Source organism: Acetobacterium paludosum (assembly GCF_008086595.1).
Classification (GTDB): Bacteria; Bacillota; Clostridia; order Eubacteriales; family Eubacteriaceae; genus Acetobacterium; species Acetobacterium paludosum.
Window position 1 is genome coordinate 46,871 of sequence record NZ_RXYA01000012.1, and the last position, 21,642, is coordinate 68,512.

16 protein-coding genes and 1 riboswitch are annotated in these 21,642 nt (G+C 39.6%); of the genes, 11 read left to right on the forward strand and 5 right to left on the reverse strand.

Annotation, left to right across the window (positions count from 1 at the left end; translation table 11 throughout):
• Nucleotides 1-13 precede the first annotated feature (13 nt).
• Nucleotides 14-2,617: an ATP-dependent chaperone ClpB gene (clpB, locus tag FZC41_RS12465; protein ID WP_148567739.1), complete on the forward strand. Its 2,604-nt coding sequence runs from the start codon at nt 14-16 to the stop codon at nt 2,615-2,617.
• Between the two features lie 313 nt (nt 2,618-2,930).
• Complete coding sequence (locus FZC41_RS12470; protein WP_148567740.1) at nt 2,931-4,031, forward strand: glycerol dehydrogenase; 1,101 nt, start codon at nt 2,931-2,933, stop codon at nt 4,029-4,031.
• Between the two features lie 320 nt (nt 4,032-4,351).
• On the opposite strand, the gene FZC41_RS12475 is transcribed toward FZC41_RS12470, so the two are convergent.
• Nucleotides 4,352-5,371, reverse strand: a complete 1,020-nt coding sequence (locus FZC41_RS12475) for an aldo/keto reductase (protein ID WP_148567827.1) — start codon at nt 5,369-5,371, stop codon at nt 4,352-4,354.
• A 212-nt stretch (nt 5,372-5,583) separates the two neighbouring features.
• Here FZC41_RS12475 and FZC41_RS12480 point away from each other — a divergent pair, with 212 nt between their 5' ends.
• The gene (locus tag FZC41_RS12480; protein ID WP_148567741.1) at nt 5,584-6,921 is read left to right on the forward strand and encodes a glucose-6-phosphate isomerase; all 1,338 of its coding nucleotides are present in this window, start codon (nt 5,584-5,586) and stop codon (nt 6,919-6,921) included.
• A gap of 140 nt (nt 6,922-7,061) precedes the next feature.
• Nucleotides 7,062-7,137: riboswitch (cyclic di-GMP riboswitch) on the forward strand.
• A gap of 32 nt (nt 7,138-7,169) precedes the next feature.
• Entirely contained in the window at nt 7,170-8,672 is a 1,503-nt protein-coding gene (locus FZC41_RS12485; RefSeq protein WP_148567742.1) for a putative bifunctional diguanylate cyclase/phosphodiesterase, read from the forward strand.
• A 28-nt stretch (nt 8,673-8,700) separates the two neighbouring features.
• On the opposite strand, the gene FZC41_RS12490 is transcribed toward FZC41_RS12485, so the two are convergent.
• Nucleotides 8,701-9,192 (reverse strand): hypothetical protein, encoded by a 492-nt coding sequence (locus FZC41_RS12490; protein WP_148567743.1) that lies wholly within the window; start codon nt 9,190-9,192, stop codon nt 8,701-8,703.
• A gap of 172 nt (nt 9,193-9,364) precedes the next feature.
• Between FZC41_RS12490 and FZC41_RS12495 the strand changes: the two genes are divergently transcribed.
• From FZC41_RS12495 to arsD, 6 genes are all read left to right on the forward strand, one after another.
• Nucleotides 9,365-9,874 carry an HD domain-containing protein gene (locus tag FZC41_RS12495; RefSeq protein ID WP_148567744.1) on the forward strand — a complete coding sequence of 170 codons (510 nt, stop codon included), beginning with the start codon at nt 9,365-9,367 and terminating at the stop codon, nt 9,872-9,874.
• Nucleotides 9,875-9,916: 42 nt separating this feature from the next.
• Nucleotides 9,917-11,119, forward strand: coding sequence for an isocitrate/isopropylmalate family dehydrogenase (locus FZC41_RS12500; RefSeq protein WP_148567745.1), 1,203 nt, complete (start codon nt 9,917-9,919; stop codon nt 11,117-11,119).
• Between the two features lie 84 nt (nt 11,120-11,203).
• Entirely contained in the window at nt 11,204-12,685 is a 1,482-nt protein-coding gene (pap, locus tag FZC41_RS12505; protein WP_148567746.1) for a polyphosphate:AMP phosphotransferase, read from the forward strand.
• A 179-nt stretch (nt 12,686-12,864) separates the two neighbouring features.
• Nucleotides 12,865-16,389 (forward strand): pyruvate:ferredoxin (flavodoxin) oxidoreductase, encoded by a 3,525-nt coding sequence (gene nifJ, locus FZC41_RS12510; RefSeq protein WP_186855152.1) that lies wholly within the window; start codon nt 12,865-12,867, stop codon nt 16,387-16,389.
• Nucleotides 16,390-16,678: 289 nt separating this feature from the next.
• The gene (gene galE / locus FZC41_RS12515; RefSeq protein WP_205737076.1) at nt 16,679-17,668 is read left to right on the forward strand and encodes a UDP-glucose 4-epimerase GalE; all 990 of its coding nucleotides are present in this window, start codon (nt 16,679-16,681) and stop codon (nt 17,666-17,668) included.
• Between the two features lie 21 nt (nt 17,669-17,689).
• Complete coding sequence (gene arsD, locus FZC41_RS12520; protein WP_148567748.1) at nt 17,690-18,073, forward strand: arsenite efflux transporter metallochaperone ArsD; 384 nt, start codon at nt 17,690-17,692, stop codon at nt 18,071-18,073.
• A 103-nt stretch (nt 18,074-18,176) separates the two neighbouring features.
• On the opposite strand, the gene FZC41_RS12525 is transcribed toward arsD, so the two are convergent.
• From FZC41_RS12525 to coaBC, 3 genes are read right to left on the reverse strand one after another with little or no spacing between them, the layout of a single operon-like run.
• Complete coding sequence (locus FZC41_RS12525) at nt 18,177-18,665, reverse strand: threonine/serine exporter family protein (protein ID WP_148567749.1); 489 nt, start codon at nt 18,663-18,665, stop codon at nt 18,177-18,179.
• Nucleotides 18,666-18,669: 4 nt separating this feature from the next.
• Nucleotides 18,670-19,434, reverse strand: a complete 765-nt coding sequence (locus FZC41_RS12530) for a threonine/serine exporter family protein (RefSeq protein ID WP_148567750.1) — start codon at nt 19,432-19,434, stop codon at nt 18,670-18,672.
• Nucleotides 19,434-20,633 (reverse strand): bifunctional phosphopantothenoylcysteine decarboxylase/phosphopantothenate--cysteine ligase CoaBC, encoded by a 1,200-nt coding sequence (gene coaBC / locus FZC41_RS12535; protein WP_148567751.1) that lies wholly within the window; start codon nt 20,631-20,633, stop codon nt 19,434-19,436. The genes FZC41_RS12530 and coaBC overlap by 1 nt, the downstream gene beginning before the upstream one ends.
• Nucleotides 20,634-20,815: 182 nt before the next feature.
• Here coaBC and FZC41_RS12540 point away from each other — a divergent pair, with 182 nt between their 5' ends.
• Entirely contained in the window at nt 20,816-21,445 is a 630-nt protein-coding gene (locus FZC41_RS12540) for an ECF transporter S component (RefSeq protein WP_148567752.1), read from the forward strand.
• The last annotated feature ends 197 nt before the right edge of the window (nt 21,446-21,642 follow it).

Sequence of the window (21,642 nt, forward strand, 5' to 3'; positions counted from 1 at the left end):
AGAGGAAAAAATTATGGATATGAATTTATTTACACAAAAATCGCTAGAAGCAATTAAAACAGCTGAATTAATCGCCGGGGAAAACAACCATATGGAAATTCAGCCGGAACATCTGTTGATGAGCCTTATTACTCAGGAAGACGGAGTTGTCGGCCGGATATTTGACCGTCTGGGAAAAAATCCGCATACGATCTCGGAAGAAGTGCGAAGTGAAATTGCTAAAATACCAAGCGTAACCGGTCCCGGTCGTGAACAGGGGAAAATATATATCAGCAATGATACGGAAAAAGTTTTAAATGAGTCTTATAAAGAGGCGAAAAAATTAGATGACCAGTACATTTCGGTGGAGTGCATATTGCTTGCTCTTTATAGCCTGGGAAAAAAATCTAAGATTGTCGAGATTCTCGAACATCATGGTATTACCAAATCGGACGTGGAAAAAGTGCTGAAGGAAGTTCGTGGCGGACAACGGGTGGTAAATGATCACCCGGAAGTAACCTATGAAGCTCTGAACCAATACGGTCACGATTTAGTACAGGATGCCAAAGATAACAAACTTGACCCGGTTATTGGCCGTGATTCAGAAATTCGCCATGCTATTCGAATTTTAAGCCGAAAAACAAAAAATAATCCGGTCCTTATTGGTGAACCGGGGGTTGGGAAAACAGCGATTGTGGAAGGTCTTGCCATTCGAATTGTGGCCGGTGATGTTCCTGAAGGGCTGAAGAATAAGCGTCTGATTGCCCTGGATTTAGGAGCTTTGGTTGCCGGCGCAAAATATCGCGGTGAATTTGAAGAACGACTAAAAGCGGTGTTAAAAGAAGTAGTGGACAGCAATGGCGAGATCATCCTGTTTATTGATGAACTGCATAACATCGTCGGAGCTGGAAAAACCGAAGGCGCAATGGATGCCGGAAATATGCTGAAACCAATGTTGGCAAGAGGCGAGCTTCATTGTATCGGGGCAACGACCTTGGATGAATATCGACAGTATATTGAAAAAGATCCGGCATTGGAAAGACGTTTCCAACCAGTATTGGTGGATGAACCAACCGTTGAAGATACGATTTCAATTCTTCGTGGACTGAAAGACACCTATGAACGGTATCATGGGGTCCAGATTCTTGATACGGCGTTGGTGGCTGCGGCTACATTATCGGACCGATATATCTCGGATCGTTTTTTGCCGGATAAAGCCATTGACTTAATTGACGAAGCCTGTGCGAAAATTCGAACCGAAATGGATTCCATGCCGGAAGAAATGGATGAAGTGCGTCGTAAGATGATGCAGTTGGAAATTGAAGAGGTGGCCCTAAAAAAAGAAAAAGATACATTAAGCAAAGAACGATTGGGGCGACTTCAAAAAGAGTTGGCAGAGTATAAAGAACGTTTCAATGCCATGAGTATGCAATGGGATAATGAGAAAAAGTCAGCGGATACCCTAAAATCCCTTCAGGAAGAATTGAATCAACTGAGTTATGAACGGGAAAAAGCTATCCGAGAAGGGGATTACCGAAAAGCCTCGGAGTTGGAATACGGTCTGATTCCTGAAAAAACGGCGAAAATTGAGGAAATTAAAAAGAAAGCTCAGGAAAAAGGCGAAGGGGACAGTTTAAAACGTGAAAAAGTGACAGAAGAAGAGATTGCTGAAATTATCTCGGACTGGACCAATATACCGCTGAGCAAACTGGTTTCCGGTGAACGTGAAAAGCTGCTGGGATTGGAAGAGACGCTTAAACAACGTGTCATTGGACAGGAAGAACCAATACAAAAAGTTGTTGATGCAATTATTCGTTCCAGAGCCGGCATCAAGAATCCCAACAGTCCAATCGGTTCATTCCTGTTCCTGGGACCGACCGGGGTTGGTAAAACAGAACTTGCGAAGGCGGTGGCAGCGACATTATTTGACTCTGAAGAGAATATGATCCGGATTGACATGAGTGAATACATGGAAAAATTCTCCGTGTCACGTTTAATCGGAGCGCCTCCGGGATACGTTGGCTATGAAGAAGGCGGTCAGCTGACGGAAGCGGTCAGGCGTAAACCATATTGCGTCATCCTGCTGGATGAAATTGAAAAAGCGCATAAAGATGTCTTCAATATTCTGCTGCAGATTTTAGATGATGGTCGAATTACGGATTCCCGGGGAAGAACCGTCGATTTCAAAAACACCATTATTATTATGACATCCAATATTGGCTCAGAGTATTTGCTGGAAGGAATCAATGCCTTTGGAGAAATTACTGAAAAAACGGAAACCGCCGTAATGGAACTCTTGAAAAGCTATTTCCGACCGGAGTTTCTAAACCGTATTGATGAAATTGTTTTATACAAACCATTAAACAAGGAAGCCATCGGTAAGATTGTCGAGCTGATGTTAAAAGATTTGCAGAAACGATTGGATGAGCGACGAATTACGATTTCTTTGACCCCCAAAGCCATCGAAACCATTATCGATATGGGCTATGACCCGGCATATGGAGCAAGACCATTAAAACGTTACCTGCAGAAATATATCGAAACCATGATTGGAAAAGAAATTATCCGCGGGAACGTTCACGAGGGACAGGCGTTAACCATTGACGTTAATGCGAACGGCGATTTTATTATGGCATAAGGTAGATGAGTCGATTATCAAACCTGACCGGTTTTAAATAAAGTAGGGGCGATCCATGATCGTCCGCAAACATTAGTATGAAGGATTAATTTGTAGGGGCGATCCATGATCGCCCTGGCAAGTTTAATTAACAAAGCTGGGTGCTTTTTATTTTCACAGTTTAACAAAATATTACTAATCGAATTGAAAACGTTAAATCTGATTGAAAATAATATCACTACTAAGCTGTTTTTTTTAGATGATAACGAATTCATTGGTCAATATCTTTGATATAATTACAAAAGAATCAAATATATTTTCGGAGGTAGGAAAAATGCAAAAAATCATTATGTCTCCTAGCCGTTATGTTCAAGGTGCTGGAGAAGTTGGTAAATTACCTGAACATGTTGGAAAATTTGGTACATCTGCACTCGTTCTTATGAGTGGAACGATGATGCGTACGAAAGCCGACGAGTTGAAAGCAAACTTTGAAGCTGCGGGGATTAAATTTACCCCTGAAAAATTTAACGGAGAATGCTCAAAAGTTGAAATTGCCCGTCTTCAAAAAATCGTCAAAGAAAAAGGCTGTGATGTTGTTGTTGGGGTTGGTGGTGGAAAAACTCTGGATACTGCAAAATCTGTTGCATTTTATGAAAAATTACCAGTCGTTATTGCGCCATCCATCGCTTCTACGGATGCACCCTGTTCGGCACTGGCTGTTGTTTATACCGAAGACGGAGTTTTTGATGAATATTTAGTACTGCCTAAAAATCCTGAGTTGGTAATCATGGATACGGATATTATAAAAGAAGCACCGGCACGACTTTTCGTAGCTGGCATGGGGGATGCGTTGGCAACCTATTTTGAAGCTCAGGCGACTGTTGATTCCAATGGAACGACGATGTCCGGTGCTCATCCTACAAAATCAGCCCTGGCATTGGCAAAATTATGCTATGATATTTTAATTGAAGACGGATTAAAAGCCAAATTGGCAATTGAAACAAAGTCCTGTACACCGGCGGTAGAAAATGTCATTGAAGCAAACACCTACCTTAGTGGAGTTGGCTTTGAAAGTGGCGGATTAGCCGCCGCCCATGCCATACACAATGGCTTAACGGTACTGACAGAATGTCATCATATGTATCACGGCGAAAAAGTGGCATTTGGTCTGATGGTTCAATTAATCATGGAAGATAAGCCGATGGATGATATTGAAGAAGTTATTGATTTCTGTCTTTCTGTTGGGCTGCCGATCACTCTTGGAGAATTGGGATGTTCAGAACCGACACCAGAGAAGATCATGGCTGTTGCCGTTTCTGCTTCTGATCCCGGCGAAACGATCCATAATGAGCCTTTTGATGTGGATGCAGATGTTGTTTATGCAGCTATTATGGCGGCCGATGCTCTTGGTCGTTTGTATTTAGGAGAATATTAAGACTGAATGAAATTTGAAAGGTCAAGATCCTGATTCGTTGAATCAGGATCTTGACCTTTTATTATTGTTTAGACAAGATTGTAGGAGCACTCAAATAGTGTAGGAGCACTGCAAGATTGTAGGGGCGATCCATGATCGCCCGCAGACGTTTGGTTTTAAATACTAACGTTTCCGGGCGATCATGGATCGCCCCTACGAAACGAATGTACGAAACGAATGTACGAAACGAATGTACGAAACGAATGTACGAAACGAATGTACGAAACGAATGTACGAAACGAAAGTAACTTTTTATAAATATCAATAGAAATTGTCTGAAATTATACCAATGGATCAAAGAGTTCCCGGGTTTTTTTCAACATTTCCCGAATCGGGAGGTTATATGGGCATCTTGGTTCGCATTCTCCGCATTCGATACAATCGGAAGCATTGGATGAAAAGCTTCGGTATCGGTCTAAAGCCCATTCTTCAAGATCGTAACGACGGTAGTAGCCTTCCACAATGAACTGCATTGGTATATCGATACCCTGGGAACAGGGCGCGCAGTATCCGCAGCGACGGCAAAACGTTTTACCCAAAGCATTGGCATCGGATTCAAGCGTATGACGTTCTTTTTCACTTAATGGGACAAAATTGTTTCCAACAACAGCATTTTCAAGAACTTGTTTAACAGAATCCATACCAGGTATTAAGACTGAAATATTGGGATTCTCGGCTACCCAGCGGAGAGCGTAGTTAGGATTCATAAAAGCACCTCCGGCCAGGGGCTTCATGATGATGACGCCAATGTTTTTCAGCTTAGCTTTTTCAAAAAGACTGGCGCCTCGATTTTCGACAATATTGTAGGGAAATTGAATGGTTTCAAATTTATCTTCATCCAGCGCACGATCTAATACTTCATAGCTATGCGAGGTGATTCCAATGTGCTGAATAAGACCTTTTTCTTTACACTCAACCAGCGCGGCGTAACCGCCGTTTGGTCCCATGATGGTCTCATAGGCTGCCATTGTTTTAGCATTATGGAATTGATATAAATCAATGCTGTCGGTTTGTAATTCACTCAGGCTTGTTTTTACATCAGCCAATACATCATCATAGCTTAATTTTGGGGTTTTTGTAGCCAGGTAAAAATTTTCTCGCCCCCAATTTTCCAGGGCTTCCCCCAGCATTTTTTCACTATTGGTGTAAGATCTGGCAGTGTCAATAAAATTGACGCCTTCTTCAATAAGATTTTCAACAATTTCATCTACTTCCCATTGTTTGCATCGTTGAATTGGAATGCCACCAAACCCAATGAGGGATACTTCTAATCCGGTTTTTCCCAGTATTCGTGTTTCCATCATTATCCACCTCTTTATTCTTATTTTGGCTAATTTTAACACATTGAATGAGAAAAGTCATCATTTATGAAGCATTAAATGAATTTTCTTAATACCTGGAAATAGTGGCTGGAGAATGCCTTCGAGCTGTGTTATAATGCCGTCATAAGATACATTTGAAAGATCCGAAATTGATTGACTAATTAAGAAAAACAGAAAGAAAGGCAGAAATTATGAGTATTCATTTTGATCTCTCCTACGCAAATATTAAACTGAGTGAGTTAAAAAATCGTTTTGACGAATTGTCACTGGCAAACGAGAAATTAATGAAAAAAACGGGCATTGGCAATGATTTCCTGGGGTGGGTGGATTATCCCGTTCAGTATGATGAAAGGGAATTTAGTCGGATTAAACAAGCGGCGAAAAAAATACAGGAAAACTGTGATGCCTTGGTCGTGATCGGCATTGGTGGATCCTATCTGGGTGCTAAGGCTGTGATTTCAGCATTAACCAGTCCATTTTATAATGAAGAGCCCCGAGTAAAAAGAAATGCTCCCAAAATATATTTTGCTGGACAGAACATCAGTGGAAAATACATTGAAAATCTCCTGGCGTTATTGGAAGACCAAGATGTTTGCGTCAATGTCGTTTCAAAATCCGGAACAACCACGGAGTCCGCAATCGCCTTCCGCTTTTTTAAAGAATTTTTAGAAAGAAAATATGGCAAAGATGGAGCGAAAGATCGTATTTTTATAACAACCGATGCATCAAAAGGGGCCCTGAAATTCATGGCCACTAAAGAAGGCTATGAATGTTTCGTCATTCCGGATGATATTGGCGGACGTTATTCCGTATTTACGGCCGTTGGTCTGCTGCCGATTGCCGCGGCAGGAATTGATATTGATGCGTTCATTGCGGGTGAAAAAGAGGGTTATGAAGACTATCAAAATCCTAATTTTGATGATAATCCCTGTTTTCAATACGCTTTATATCGGAATGTTTTATATAATAGCGGAAAAAATATTGAAATACTGGTTGATTATGATCCGTCCTTAGAATATATATCGGAATGGTGGAAACAACTTTTTGGTGAAAGTGATGGCAAGGATGGCAAGGGTTTATTTCCTGTTGCGGTTCATTTTTCAACCGATCTTCATTCCATGGGACAAATGATTCAAGATGGGCCTAAAAATCATTTTGAAACGGTATTAGTCATTGATGAGGAGCAATCAGAAATTAAAGTTCTTCATGATGACGCAGACTTGGAAGGCCTTAATTATTTAGCCGGAAAAAAGATTGATGCGATTAACGAAAAAGCGTTTAAAGGTACCCTTTTAGCACATGTTGACGGTGGCGTGCCAAATGGCATTATTCATTTGAAAAAGTTGGATGCATTTACTTTGGGGAAACTCATTTATTTCTTCGAAAAGGCTTGCGGCCTGGACGGGTATCTTTTGGGTGTGAACCCATTTAATCAGCCGGGTGTTGAAGCTTACAAAAAAAACATGTTTGCGCTGCTTCATAAACCAGGTTATGAGGCGTTGACGACTGAATTGGAAGAACGTTTATAGAAATTTCAATATGGATCAGAAAAGCGTCAGCAAGATCAATTAGTGGTAAACATAAAGCAATGGACTTAAAGGAATTTTATTATACTAAAATATGTAAGACAATTTGATGTAAATATGATAAAATACAAAATACGAATAGATGAATATTAAGGCAAAACTGTTGCGAAACAGTGACGCAAAGCTAGAGGGACTTTTGTAAGTCAGCCAGTTACGAAATAAGTTTGAAATCAACTATTGGAGGTAATGGTGTGAATTATAATGAAAAAAGATCTCTTATAATTAGTTTTGCGTTGTTTTTTTTGGTGCTGATTGTCTATCTTTTAAATGATGCTTCTATATCTCAGGCTACCAATATGGAAAGAGTAAGTATTGCTTTTTACGCATTTTCATTATTAGGAATATTTGTTATAGCTATTCTTAGTATTGCAGCGGTTTATCGAGAAAAAAAAGTAGTCGAAAAACTGAGAGAGATGCAGGAGTATGATTCTTTAACCGGTTGTTCAAATTGGATTAAATTTCAGGCAGATTGTGAAGTGCGGATTAAAGACAAACAGAATCAACGATATGCAATGGTTATTTTTGATATCGACAAATTCAAGGCGATTAACGATTTGTTTGGTTACGAAGAAGGTAATGAAATTTTAACGGCGATTGCCCGGATACTGGAAAATTATATTGAGAAAGATGAATTGTTTTCCAGAACGGCAACCGATAATTTCAATATTCTGATGAAATATGATGGCTATGGTGAGTTTTCAGATCGAATAGAAGGCTTAATAAGAGAAATAAATGCATATTCAAAAAAATTCATCGTAAATATCTCACTGGGTATTTATTTAATAGAAGATCGAACTTTGAAAATAAATATATTCAGTGACCGCGCCAATATGGCAAAGCGATCGATAAAAAACAACTCTCAGGTTGATTATGCTTTTTATACAGAGTCTATGCGAGTTGTCATGATCCATGAGAACGAAATTGAAAATAGAATGGAAGCGGCGTTAATAAACAAAGAATTTGAAGTCTATTTGCAACCAAAATATTTGTTTTCTGATGAAAAAATTATTGGCGCAGAGGCTTTAGTACGTTGGAACGATCCAGAGTATGGGCTACTGCCACCGAATGATTTTATTCCGTTATTTGAAAAGAATGGTTTTGTGAGAAAAATTGATACATTTATGTTTAAAGAAGTATGCAAGCTGATGAATAAGTGGAAGAACGAAAACGATCAATTTGACAATATTGTTATATCAGTTAATTTCTCTCGGCTGGATATGAATAATTCAAGATTGCCGGAAGAATTGTTGGAAATTGCGAATCTTTACAATATTGAGCCTAAAATGATTGAAATTGAATTAACAGAAAGTACAATTTTTGATAATGATATTCAGCTGGCAGCTATTCTGAATCATTTAAAGGATTATGGTTTTCAAATTTCTATTGATGATTTTGGAAGGGCGTATTCTTCTCTTAATACATTAAAAAGTTTGCCGGCCGATATTTTGAAGATGGATAAAGCTTTTTTTAGTGAATCAGCCAACAATCAACGTGGCCGGAAAATTATTAAGTGTGTATTGTATATGGCAAAAGACTTGGATTTAGTCACCGTTGCTGAAGGCGTGGAAACAATCGAACAGGTTGAGTTCTTAAAAGAAATGGGATGTGATATTGCGCAAGGATTCTATTACGCCAAACCAATGAAGGTGACTGATTTTGAAGATTTTGTAATAAAAAAGCAGAAATCAGCATAGTGCGGATTTCTGCTTTTTTTTTTATTATCTAGCAGCTGCAGCATTGATCGGTGGCTGTGTTTTCGAGGTCGGCATTTTCAAAATTAAGTCCCCCACATTTTATGTCTGCAAAAACAGAGAGTAAAACGGAATTTTCAGGATCTTTGCAAACAGTATTATCGGCTATCCCGCCAAATTGGCAATGGTCGACAATTTTTAGTTTGAAATTATCAGGGACAATGATATTGAATCCACCGCTTACTATTTTTACGTCCATCCGGTAGTCGCTTTTTTCAGTGATAACATCAGAAAAATCAAGCTGCATGCCACCACAAAATGCGCCTAGGCGAAGATCTCGCATGGTTTGTCCACTAAAGGATTTTGATTTCCCGCCGTAGGTAACAGCGTCATCCAGGGATCCCGTACTTTTATCAAGACCGGCTTCAAATTCTTTCCCCTTTTTAACAATAAAAACAGAATACAGAGCCAAACCGGTAGCATAAACCAATCCGGATCCGATCAGTAAATTTTTTATTTTCATATGAATATCCTTTCTGATTTTTCTTCAGTTTAACACGTTTTCTTAAAAAATGATTCCTTTTTTTGTACTTTTTCCAAACATTTCTTAAAATATAAGTCAGAATAAAGATAATATGTTATAATAATATCAGTCAGTTCATTAAGAACAAATAAAACAATTAAGAAAGGTCTCAATGGAAGCAAAAAAATATTATGAAGAATTTGAAACCATTGTCGGCGATATATTAACTCATAGCGAATTTCAAAAGTTAAAAAACATAGAACATCACGGGAATGGATTATATGAGCATTCAGTTGCTGTTGGTTATTATTCCTACCGAGTAGCCAAGGTTCTTGGAATGGATTATAAATCGGTCGCTAGAGGGGCAACCCTTCACGACTTTTTTACGGAGTCATGGCAGGGACAGAAAAAAAATTCAAAGGGAATCAAGCGTATCAAAGAAATGCATGGCTTTTCACATCCCAAAACGGCGTTAATTAATGCCGAAAAATATTTTGATATTGACGAACGTCAAGCGGATATGATCGTCAAGCATATGTTCCCGTTAACACCGATTCCACCAATGCATATGGGTGGCTGGATTGTAACAGCGGTTGATAAATGTGTGGCAACAAGGGAACTCGTCTTTGTGAACATGAGACCAATAGAACGATTAAAAAGCTTGATTTTAAAAGCTTCTTAATATAGATGCAATTTAACAACTAAAATTTACGGAGGATTTAACTTGATCGAACAACAAATTGAAAGAGCAAAAGAACATTTCGGAGAACTGGTTAAAGAACAATTGGAACGCATCGAAAGAATGAAAGTTCAAAAAGATTTCACGGATTATAAAGCGAAAGAAAAAATAATCATTGGGGTTGTCGGGGGAGATGGAATTGGTCCCTTTATTACAGCGGAAGCCAAGAGAGTGTTAGCTTTTTTATTGTCGGAAGATATCAAAAAAGGCCGAATCATTTTTAAGGAAATCGATGGTTTGACGATAGAAAATCGTGCCGCATGCGGAAAGGCGATACCTGATGATGTTTTAGCGGAATTAAAATCCTGTGATGTCATATTAAAAGGACCGACAACAACGCCTAGAGAAGGTGATCAATGGCCAAATATTGAAAGCGCTAATGTTGCCATGCGCCGGGAATTGGATTTATTTGCTAATGTTCGGCCGGTAAGTGTGCCGGAAAAAGGTATTGACTGGACTTTCTACCGTGAAAATACTGAAGGCGCTTATGCCATCGGCAGTAAGGGAATTCATGTCAATGAAGATCTTGCGATTGATTTTACGGTTACAACGCAAGAAGGCTCAGATCGGATAATCAAAGCTGCCTTTGATTATGCCGAAAAATCCGGCAAGAACAAAGTAACAGTAGTAACCAAGGCGAATGTTATCAAAACCACCGATGGAAAATTTTTAGATGCCGCCAAAGCGATTGCTAAAAACTATCCAACGGTGGAAATGGATGACTGGTATATTGATATTATGACAGCCAAACTTGTTGATGAAAAACGCAGAAGTCAATTTAAAGTAATGGTTCTGCCTAACTTATATGGCGATATTCTAACCGATGAAGCGGCTGAATTCCAGGGTGGGGTTGGCACCGCAGGTTCAGCTAACATTGGGAAACAATATGCAATGTTTGAAGCTGTTCATGGTTCAGCACCAAGGATGGTAGCGGAAGGTCGCGGCCAATATGCCGATCCTTGCAGTATTATCCGTGGCGCCGGCATGCTCCTGGGACATATTGGATATCAGGAAAAAGCGGATCAGCTTCAGAAAGCTTTGGATATTTGTGGCTTATATGAGAAAAAGTTAGTCCTTACTGGTCGGGATACTGGTGCAACCGGGGCAGAGTATGCGGATTATGTCATGGAAACTTTATCTCATCCTAATTTAGATGAGAGTTATGCAAAATGGTCAAAAACAAACTAATTTAATCTTACTTACAACAGGGTGTCTCTCAGACGCCCTTTTTTTCTAAAATTTATTCAAAATTAGATTTTACAGGAGGTTGTTATGCTGGAGAAAATTGATTTAGGTGTTACGATTGACAAAGAGACTTATCGTTCTGAAAAAGAACGGCTGTCGATACGACTGGGAGAACTGCAACGGACGGTTCATGATATGGGTATACCGGTTTTAATGATCTTTGAAGGGTGGGATGCGGCCGGCAAAGGGACCTTAATTAATGAACTCCTGATGCCGATGGATCCCCGTACATTCAGAGTTTATAATTTTAAAAAGCAGGAAAGTGAAGATGAAATATTTCGTCCGTTTTTGTGGCGTTATTGGACGAAAACTCCGGAAAAGGGACAGATCGCTATTTTTAATCAAAGCTATTATAGTGACCTTATTTACCGCAAATCCATTGATGACCTGAATTTGCGGGGACTGATGAGACAGTGCAATGAATTTGAACAAACCTTATCTGATGATGGTATGATTATTATGAAGTTTTTTATTCATATCAGTAAGAAAGAACAAAAAAAGCGTTTTACCAAATTGCTTGGAAATGATGCCACCGCCTGGAAAGTAACGCCCCGGGATAAAAAAGAGAATAAACACTACGAGGCGCTTTATGAAAAAGCGAATCGAGGGCTTGAACAAACGGATAGTGAGTGCGCCCCCTGGATCATTGTTGAAGGGGAACAAAAAGATTACGCTTTAATAAAGGTCTTAACTGCATTGGAAACCCGTTTGGAAAAAGCGATTGAAAAAGTTAACACCGAACCGAAAATAGAACTAAAACCACTGATTCATAGCGGTGATATGCCATTTCATTCCAAGGTGCTTGATGGGGTTGTTTTAGATCAAATCATCAGTGAAGAAGAGTATGAGAAAGAGATTAAGGACTGTCAAAAGAGAATCAGGCTATTGCAATATGAACTCTATAAAGAAAGAATTCCGCTGATTACTGCATTTGAAGGCTGGGATGCGGGTGGAAAAGGGGGCTGTATCAAGCGACTGACACGAAACCTAGATCCCCGGGGATATACGGTGTATCCGACCGCAAGCCCAAGTGATATTGAGCGGCAACATCATTATTTATGGCGGTTTTGGCGGGATATTCCTAAAAATGGACATTTGGGGATATGGGATCGTACCTGGTATGGTCGTGTAATGGTTGAACCAATTGAAGGCTTTTGTACACCGGAAGAGTATGACCGAAGTTACCGGGAAATCAATGAATTTGAGAAACAACTCTCTGATTGGGGCGCGGTGGTCATTAAATTTTGGCTGCAAATTGATCAGGATGAACAGCTGAAACGTTTTACTGAAAGACAGGATAACCCGCATAAAGGTTGGAAAATAACTGATGAGGACTGGCGAAACCGAGAAAAATGGGAAATTTATAAAATTGCTGTTGATGAAATGTTGCTGAAAACGTCAACCGTAAATGCGCCCTGGATTATTGTGGAAGCAAATAATAAATATTTTGCCCGGGTTAAGGTTCTGAAAGAAACGATTGCGGCGATTGAAAAACGTCTTAATGCTTAAAAAGTATAACATTAAAAAAGATTGGTTAAACAAATCCGATTTTTACAGTTTTATAGGCTAAAAATTACCTTTAATAAAGTGTATACACCCAAAAACTATTATGATATAATTCTGTTGATAAAATTTTGCTATTTTTCAACCAATAAAAATAATCTGTTTTAATTTCAAGGAGGAAAATCATGACAAAAAAAATGATGACAATGGATGGAAACAGCGCAGCTGCACACGTTGCTTATGCGTTCACAGAGGTTGCTGCTATTTTTCCAATTACACCTTCGTCCCCAATGGCAGAATATGCGGATGTTTGGGCTTCACAAGGTCGAAAAAATATTTTTGATGAAACGGTAAAAGTTTCTGAAATGCAATCTGAAGGTGGTGCGGCCGGAGCTGTTCATGGTTCTTTAGCTGCTGGTGCACTGACAACGACGTTCACCGCTTCCCAGGGATTGTTGTTAATGATCCCCAATATGTATAAAATTGCCGGTGAACTATTGCCTGGTGTTTTTCATGTAACTGCTCGTACGATAGCAGCGCATGCATTATCCATTTTTGGTGATCAGGGTGACGTTATGGCTTGTCGTCAAACGGGCTTTGCTTTATTGGCATCCGGCGGCGTTCAGGAAGTTATGGATTTAGCGGGGATTGCCCACTTGTCAGCCATTAAATCAAGAGTGCCTTTCATGCATTTCTTTGATGGATTCAGAACGTCTCACGAAATACAAAAAATCGAAGTGATTGACTATGATGTTTTCAAAAAATTAGTTGACTACGATGCGATACAGGAATTCAGAAATCGGGCCTTGAATCCTGAACACCCGGTCACTCGCGGAACAGCTCAAAATCCTGATATTTATTTTCAGGCCCGTGAAGCTTGTAATCCGTTTTATGAAAAAGTTCCTGGAATTGTTGCCGACTACATGGAAAAAATCTCTGCTGAAACAGGTCGAGAATATCATTTATTCGATTATTATGGTGCATCGGATGCCGAAAATATTATTATTGCAATGGGATCTGTAACAGATGCTATTGAAGAAACCATTGATTATCTAACTGCTAAAGGTGAAAAAGTCGGTTTAATTAAAGTACGACTTTTCAGACCTTTCGCACCGGAATATTTATTTAAAGTGCTGCCAAAAACAGTGAAAAAAATAGCAGTATTAGACCGAACTAAAGAACCTGGTTCTACAGGTGATCCTTTATTCCTGGATATTTGTACGGTTTTTTACGGAAAATCAGTTCAGCCACTCATTGTTGGGGGCCGTTATGGACTAAGTTCAAAAGATACAACACCAGCACAAATTAAAGCAGTTTATGACAACTTGAAATTAGATGTACCTAAAAATAAATTTACCATTGGAATCGTTGATGATGTGACCCATACAAACTTGGAATTAGGCGAAAATATCGATACCGTTTCAGAAGGAACAACTGCCTGCAAATTCTGGGGTCTTGGTTCTGACGGAACCGTTGGAGCGAATAAATCAGCCATCAAGATTATTGGTGATCATACTGATTTATATGCTCAAGGGTATTTTGATTATGACAGTAAAAAATCTGGCGGGGTTACCGTTTCACACTTGAGATTTGGTAAAAAGCCAATTAAATCGACCTATTTAATTTCTAATCCGGATTTCGTATCGTGTTCAACCCAAGCCTATGTCAATCAATATGACATGTTAAAGGGTCTGAAAAAGGGTGGAATCTTCCTGATTAATACCGTTTGGAGTGCTACAGAGTTAGAAGAAAAATTACCGGCTTCCATGAAAAAATACATGGCAGAAAATGATATTCAGTTCTATACCATCAATGCAACCAAAATAGCTGAAGAGATTGGCTTGGGCCGTCGAACAAATATGATTATGCAGTCAGCATTCTTTAAATTAGCCAAAATTATTCCGATAGAAGATGCCGTAACTTTCTCTAAAGCCGGCATCCAGAAATCGTATGGGAAAAAAGGCCAAAAAATTGTCGATATGAACAATGAAGCAGTGGATCAGGGAATTAATGCACTGGTCAAAGTTGAAATACCGGCAGCTTGGAAAGCGCTTAAAGCTGAAGAAGCGAAAGCAGAAAATGTACCGAAATTTATAAAAGATATTCTTCGCCCGATTAGCCGGTTTGAAGGAGACAGCATCAAAGTTTCGGCATTTACCGGAGCTGAAGATGGAACCTTTATGGCAGGATCTTCTGCTTATGAAAAACGCGGTATTGCAACGAACGTGCCTAAATGGATACCTGAAAATTGTATTCAATGTAATCAATGCTCATTTGTTTGTCCTCATGCAGCGATTCGACCGGTCTTAGTGGATGCAGACGAAAAAGCAGCAGCTCCAGCAGGATTTACAACTGTTGAAGCGAAAGGAAAACAACTTGAAGGGTTGGAATACCGTATCCAGGTAAGTACGCTGGATTGTACCGGCTGCGGTAATTGTCAGGATATTTGTCCGGCTAAAACAAAAGCACTGATGATGGAACCAATTGAAACACAAACAGCACAAATTCCATATTGGGATTATGCGATGAAAGTAAAAGTAAAAGATCGTTTATTGAACAAATCTTCTGTTAAAGGAAGCCAATTCTGCCAGCCGCTGCTTGAATTCTCAGGCGCTTGTGCTGGATGTGGGGAAACACCATATATCAAAACCATTACGCAATTGTTCGGAGACCGTATGATGGTGGCCAATGCAACCGGTTGTTCATCAATTTGGGGCGCATCTTCGCCATCAACACCTTATACTAAAAATGCCGAAGGAAAAGGCCCGGCTTGGGCAAATTCGTTATTTGAAGATAATGCCGAATTTGGATTTGGAATGCTCCTTGCCACTGAAAAAATGGGCGACACCATCGGAAATTATCTCAAGGAAATCATTGCGGGAGATTCTCCGGATGGCGTTAAAACGGCAGCTAATGCATGGATTGACGGCAGAAATGATCCGGAAGCTTCAAAAATAGCAGCTACTCAACTTATTAAAGCGTTAGCAGGATATTCTCCTGACGGACTGCTGGCAAAACGGGTTAAATTCATCCTTGATAATAAGGCTTACCTAGTCAAAAAATCCCAATGGGTATTTGGCGGCGATGGTTGGGCTTACGATATTGGATATGGCGGTTTAGACCATGTTCTGGCATCACATAAAAACATTAACGTATTTGTAGTGGATACGGAAATCTACTCCAATACCGGTGGTCAGGCTTCTAAATCGACACCAACGGCCGCAGTTGCTCAGTTTGCTTCCGCAGGCGAAAGAGTTAAGAAAAAAGATTTGGGTATGATGGCAGCTACCTATGGTTATGTCTATGTTGCCCAGGTTGCAATGGGCGCAGATAAAAATCAGTTTATCAAGGCAATCACTGAAGCAGAAGCTTATGATGGTCCTTCATTGATCATTGCTTATGCACCTTGCATCAATCATGGGATTAAAGGTGGCATGAGTCGAACTCAATCCCACGAAGCTTTTGCAGTGGAATCGGGTTACTGGCATCTATACAGATTTAACCCGACCTTAAAAGAAGAAGGAAAAAATCCATTTATTTTAGATTCAAAAGCACCGGATATGGATAAATTTACTGATTTCTTAGATTCAGAAGTTCGTTATACCTCATTAAAATTAACTTTCCCGGAAGTTTCGGCTACGCTTTATAAAAGAGCAAAAGAAGAAGCTTACGAACGTTATATGGGTTACAAACAAAAATCAGAAATGTAGTAAAAAAGAACAATCAATTTTGGAGCCCCTTTGGGGGTTCCTTTTTTTAAAGAAATATTTTAATCAGCGTTTGCAATTGTATTACCATGACAGAAATTTCAGTTGATGAGGTTGTTTTCCTAGTTATTGTTAGTCTGTTTTGATATAATCAACTATAATAATATTTGAGGCACCAATAACAAGAAAACAATTGGTCGGTCCAGTAGTTTTTGAAGTGCCGGAAAAAGATAGTTTGATTTAAAGATAAAAGCAGATGATTAAATTACATTCTGCTATAATAGGAGATATCATGAAAATACTAGTATGCGGGGGTGCCGGTTATATTGGCTCTCATATTGTCAGGGAATTATTGAATAAAAATTATGAAGTGGCGGTGTTAGATAATTTTTCAACTGGACATATCGGATCAGTTCCCAAAGCGGCGATAATTGAAACAGGAGACATTCGGGATAAGAATTTTTTAAAAGAAGTGTTTGAAAAACACCAGTTTGATTGCGTCATGCATTTTTGTGCCAATTCCCAGGTTGGCGAATCCATGGAACGGCCCATAAAATATTATAACAATAATGTCTACGGAACACTGTGTCTTTTAGAAACTATGGTAGAATTCAAAGTGAAAAATTTTATTTTTTCTTCTACAGCGGCAGTATATGGGGAACCGGAGGAGTTGCCAATTACCGAAGCAACAACAAAAAAACCGACAAATACCTATGGTGAGACAAAATTAGCAGTGGAAAAAATGTTGAAGTGGATTGGCGAAGCACATGGATTGAGTTATATGATTTTTCGATATTTTAATGCTTCTGGTGCTTACCCCTCTGGTGAAATTGGCGAGGATCACACGCCTGAGAGTCATTTAATTCCATTGATATTACAGACGGCCTTGGGACAGCGGGAAAAAATATCTATATTTGGTGATGATTACAAAACATTCGACGGAACGTGCGTTCGAGATTACATTCATGTGATGGACATCGCAGCGGCCCATATTTTGGGAATGGAAAAATTGTTCCAGGGTGGTCAAAGTGATGTGTTCAATTTAGGTAATGGCAATGGATTTTCGGTGAAAGAAGTGATTGAACGTGTGAAAAGTATTACCGGAAAAGAATTTGAAGTTGAAATGACTGGTCGGCGACCGGGTGATCCGGCGATGCTCATTGCTTCTTCAGCAAAAGCGCGGAATCAGTTGGGGTGGACGCCAGCGTATGCCGATTTAGATACCATCATTAAAACGGCATGGGAATGGCATCGAACCCATCCTCAAGGTTATGGAAAATAAAGAATAAAAAGGAGAATTGAAATGAGTAAAGTAGAAATATTTGAACCGGCAATGTGTTGTTCAACGGGAGTATGTGGACCGGGTGTGGATCCGGAATTATTGCGAATCGCGACATTTATCAGCGAGCTGGAAGGAATGGGCAAAAAAATTGTGAGATATAATCTTTCAAGTGCGCCGGAGGCTTTTGTTCAAAATATAAAAGTAAATGATGCTTTAATCAACGTCGGGATGGGAGCGCTTCCAATCACGGTGGTGGATGATGAAATAAAAAAAATGGGAGACTATCCAGCAAATTCAGATCTTGCCACCTGGGCCGGAATGACCAGAGAAGATATTATTGAGATGATTAAGAAATCACAAAGTTCATCAGGATGTGAAGGCTGTGGCGGCGGGAATTGCTGCTGATTTAAAAGAATGAATTTAAAGGCCCCTTACTGATCAGTGGATATCAGTAAGGGGCCTTTAATGAGGTCATTTAATTATTCCTTGTTGGGTATAAAAATTATAATCATGATAATGGTTCATTTTTATCCTGTTTAAATTGTTTTCTTACGGCAAGTTTTCTTCGAATCATAATCTTTCGTGTCAGCATCACTGAGGAGGAAACCAGGATAATGCCGACAGCTACGGCACCTGAGATAAGAAGGGTATGGATACCAGTTGAAAGCCCCAGATCAGCATCACCATTGATAAAATATAACATGGTATAGTACATGCCACCGCCCGGAACCAGTGGAATCAGGGCAATCGCAAGATAAATCGTCGTTGGTGAACTGGTCGCCCGGGCCATGATTTCGGCGTAGAGAGAGATGGCGATGGCAGCAAGCATCGATAAGATAATATCATTGCCAATGATTAATTGAAAGAGCGCAAAGGTCAATTGGCCGACAAAACCGCCAAGCGCAGAAAAAAGAAGTTTGTTTTTTTTGATATTAAATACAATTGCAAAAGCATAAGAGGCACCAAAAGCATAAAGACACGGTAAAAAATAAGTCATTGGATCATCCTCCCCAAAAAGGTCTTAGTAGACTAAGTGGTACGGCAACACCCGCTGCGATAGCTGCGGCAATAAGCAGAGCTTCGATACCTTTTGTCAAGCCGGCAAGGTAATCACCGGCAATAATATCTCGGATTGCATTGGTAATAACAAGTCCTGGTACAAGCGTCATGATCGATCCGATGATAATGGTATTCATATGGGTGGTCAATCCCAGTCCGGACGCAATGACTGCAACGGTGGCGGCAATGAATCCACCGACCATGTTAATAAAAAAAATGTTTGTCTCCAGACGAATCATAACATCCATTAATAGTTTAGTGCCGATTCCAATAATAAAACCAATGCAGCTGTCTAGAAAATTTCCGCCAAAAAATAAGGTGTACATTTGGGCAATAAAGGCAAAGGCTAAAACCTGCAAAAGGTATGGATAGGCAGGCGCATTGTTAATGCGCTTAATTTCCGAGAGTAGATCATCATAAGAAATGGCCTCGTAACAAATTTGCCGTGATAAATGATTTAATTCATCAACCTTTGTTAAATCCGTTACGCGGGTATGAATGCGCCGGGTTAGGGTAAGGGTTTCGATATCATCCATCGTGATTGAGATAATAATCGTTGTCGGAACACAAAAAATTTCAGCTTCCCGTGCGCCTAAAGCAATGCAGATGCGGTGCATCGACTCCTCTACTCGATAGGTTTCGGCACCGTTTGAAAGCAAAATCAAGCCCATTTCCATGGCAATATGACTGAGTTGCGAAATGGTCATTACAGTTCATCTATAATCGCATCGAGAACACGATGAGCCACATCATCCTTTGATAAGAGCGGAAGTTCTTCTACTCTATCCGGGGTTATAATCGTGACCCGGTTGGTGGATGTATTAAAACCAGCGCCTTTTTCTTTGAGGTTATTGGCAACCATCATATTGACATTCTTATGTTCAAGCTTTTCCTTGGTGTTTTCAATCATATTTTCGGTTTCCATTGAAAAACCGCAAATAAATTGATCAGACCGTTTTTTTTCACCGATCGTTTTTAAAATATCGATGGTGGGAGTTAACTGTATTTCCGGAAGACCAGCTCGCTTTTTCAGTTTTTCGTCAGAATAGGTTTTGGGCTTGAAATCAGCGACGGCAGCAGATTTAATGACGATGTCGGTTGCTTCAAAATGATCCATCACTGCTGCACACATTTCACTGGCGGAAAATACGGAGATGAGATTAACGAAAGCAGGTGGAACAAGAGCTGTTTTCCCACTTATCAATGTTACCTTGGCACCGCGAAGCATAGCCGCGGTTGCTAAAGCATAACCCATTTTACCGCTGGAGTGGTTGGTGATATACCGAATCGGATCAATCGCTTCGCAAGTGGGCCCAGCGGTAATCAATATATTTTTACCCGAAAGATCCTTATGATAGGCAATTTCACGGAGAATATGAGCAACCAGTAAATCTTCTTCGGGAAGTTTTCCAGTTCCAAAATCTTTACAGGCAAGAATGCCAACGGCGGGATCAATGATTTTATAACCAAATCCCTTTAATTGTACTAAGTTGTTTTGGAGAATGGGGTTTTCGTACATGGCCGTGTTCATGGCAGGAGCAATAAGTTTTGGACACCGACAAGCCATAATGGTGGTCGTCAGCATATCATCGGCGATACCATTGGCAATTTTACCGATGATATTGGCAGTGGCAGGTGCGATCATAAAGAGATCGGCCTTTTTTGCCAAACTAACATGGGCGATATCATAACTCATATTGCGGTCAAATGTATCGACGATGCATTTGTTCCCGGTCAAACTTTCAAAAACAAGAGGTGAAATGAATTCTTGTGCATTTTTTGTCATAATGACTTGCACATCACAGTCCATTTTTGCAAGGCGGCTGGCAACATTTGCCATTTTATAAGCGGCAATACTTCCGGTAATACCAAGTACCACCGTTTTATTCTTCAATAGTTTTTTCATCTAGATTCCTTTTTGAACTTTATTTAAGACAGTTCCGTTATTATTTGTATTTTATGGTTCTATTATATCAAAGATAAGTGATAAGAGTAAACACAAGTTTTCCTTGAATTTTAGTTAGAAAGAAGTTAGAATATAGATGCATTGTATCCGGCATGACTGGAACGATAGCGGGAGGTAATCAAATGAAAAACGTAAAGACCAACGATTTGGTCAAAGTATCCTTTTTTGTAGCGATCATTGTTCTTTTGGCCGCAACACCGTTTCTGGGGTATATCCCTCTGGGATTCACGCGGGCGACCATTATCCACATCCCGGTTATTATCGGTAGTATTCTTTTGGGACCATTTTATGGTGCTTTTCTGGGATTTGTCTTTGGCTTGACGAGTTTAATTAATAATACGTTTAATCCGACGGTCACATCTTTCGTATTTACTCCATTTTATTCCATTGGAACTAGTTCCGGAAATTTCTGGAGTTTAGTTATTTGTTTTGTACCCAGAATATTAGTGGGGGTTGTTCCTTATTATCTTTACAAAGGGATGAAAAAAATTAAAAATAATGATGTGTTGGCACTGAGTGTTGCCGGAGTGGGTGGATCGCTCACGAATACCCTGTTAGTTATGAATGGTATCTATCTGTTTTTTGGCCAAAGCTATGCTCAGGCTAAGAATGTAGGCTTTTCAACGCTCTATGGCGTAATTTTAACGGTCATTGGAATCAATGGGGTTCCGGAAGCGATCGTGGCAGGCATTTTAACCACCGCTATCTGTAAGGTTTTATTAAAATACACAAACCGGGCGCTATTGTCATAAACTGAAAATAATTAAGTTCAAAAAAATATTTGCTCAAAATATAGTATGGAAATTTAAGAAAAACTGTCTTCTGGTTTAAATCAGGAGGCAGTTTTTTATTTGATCGAAGGTTTATTGACAAGCGGAATATCAAAGGGTGTTTCTGATACTTTGAGCTTTTCAAAAAGTTGAAAAGAATATATAATGAACATCAAGAT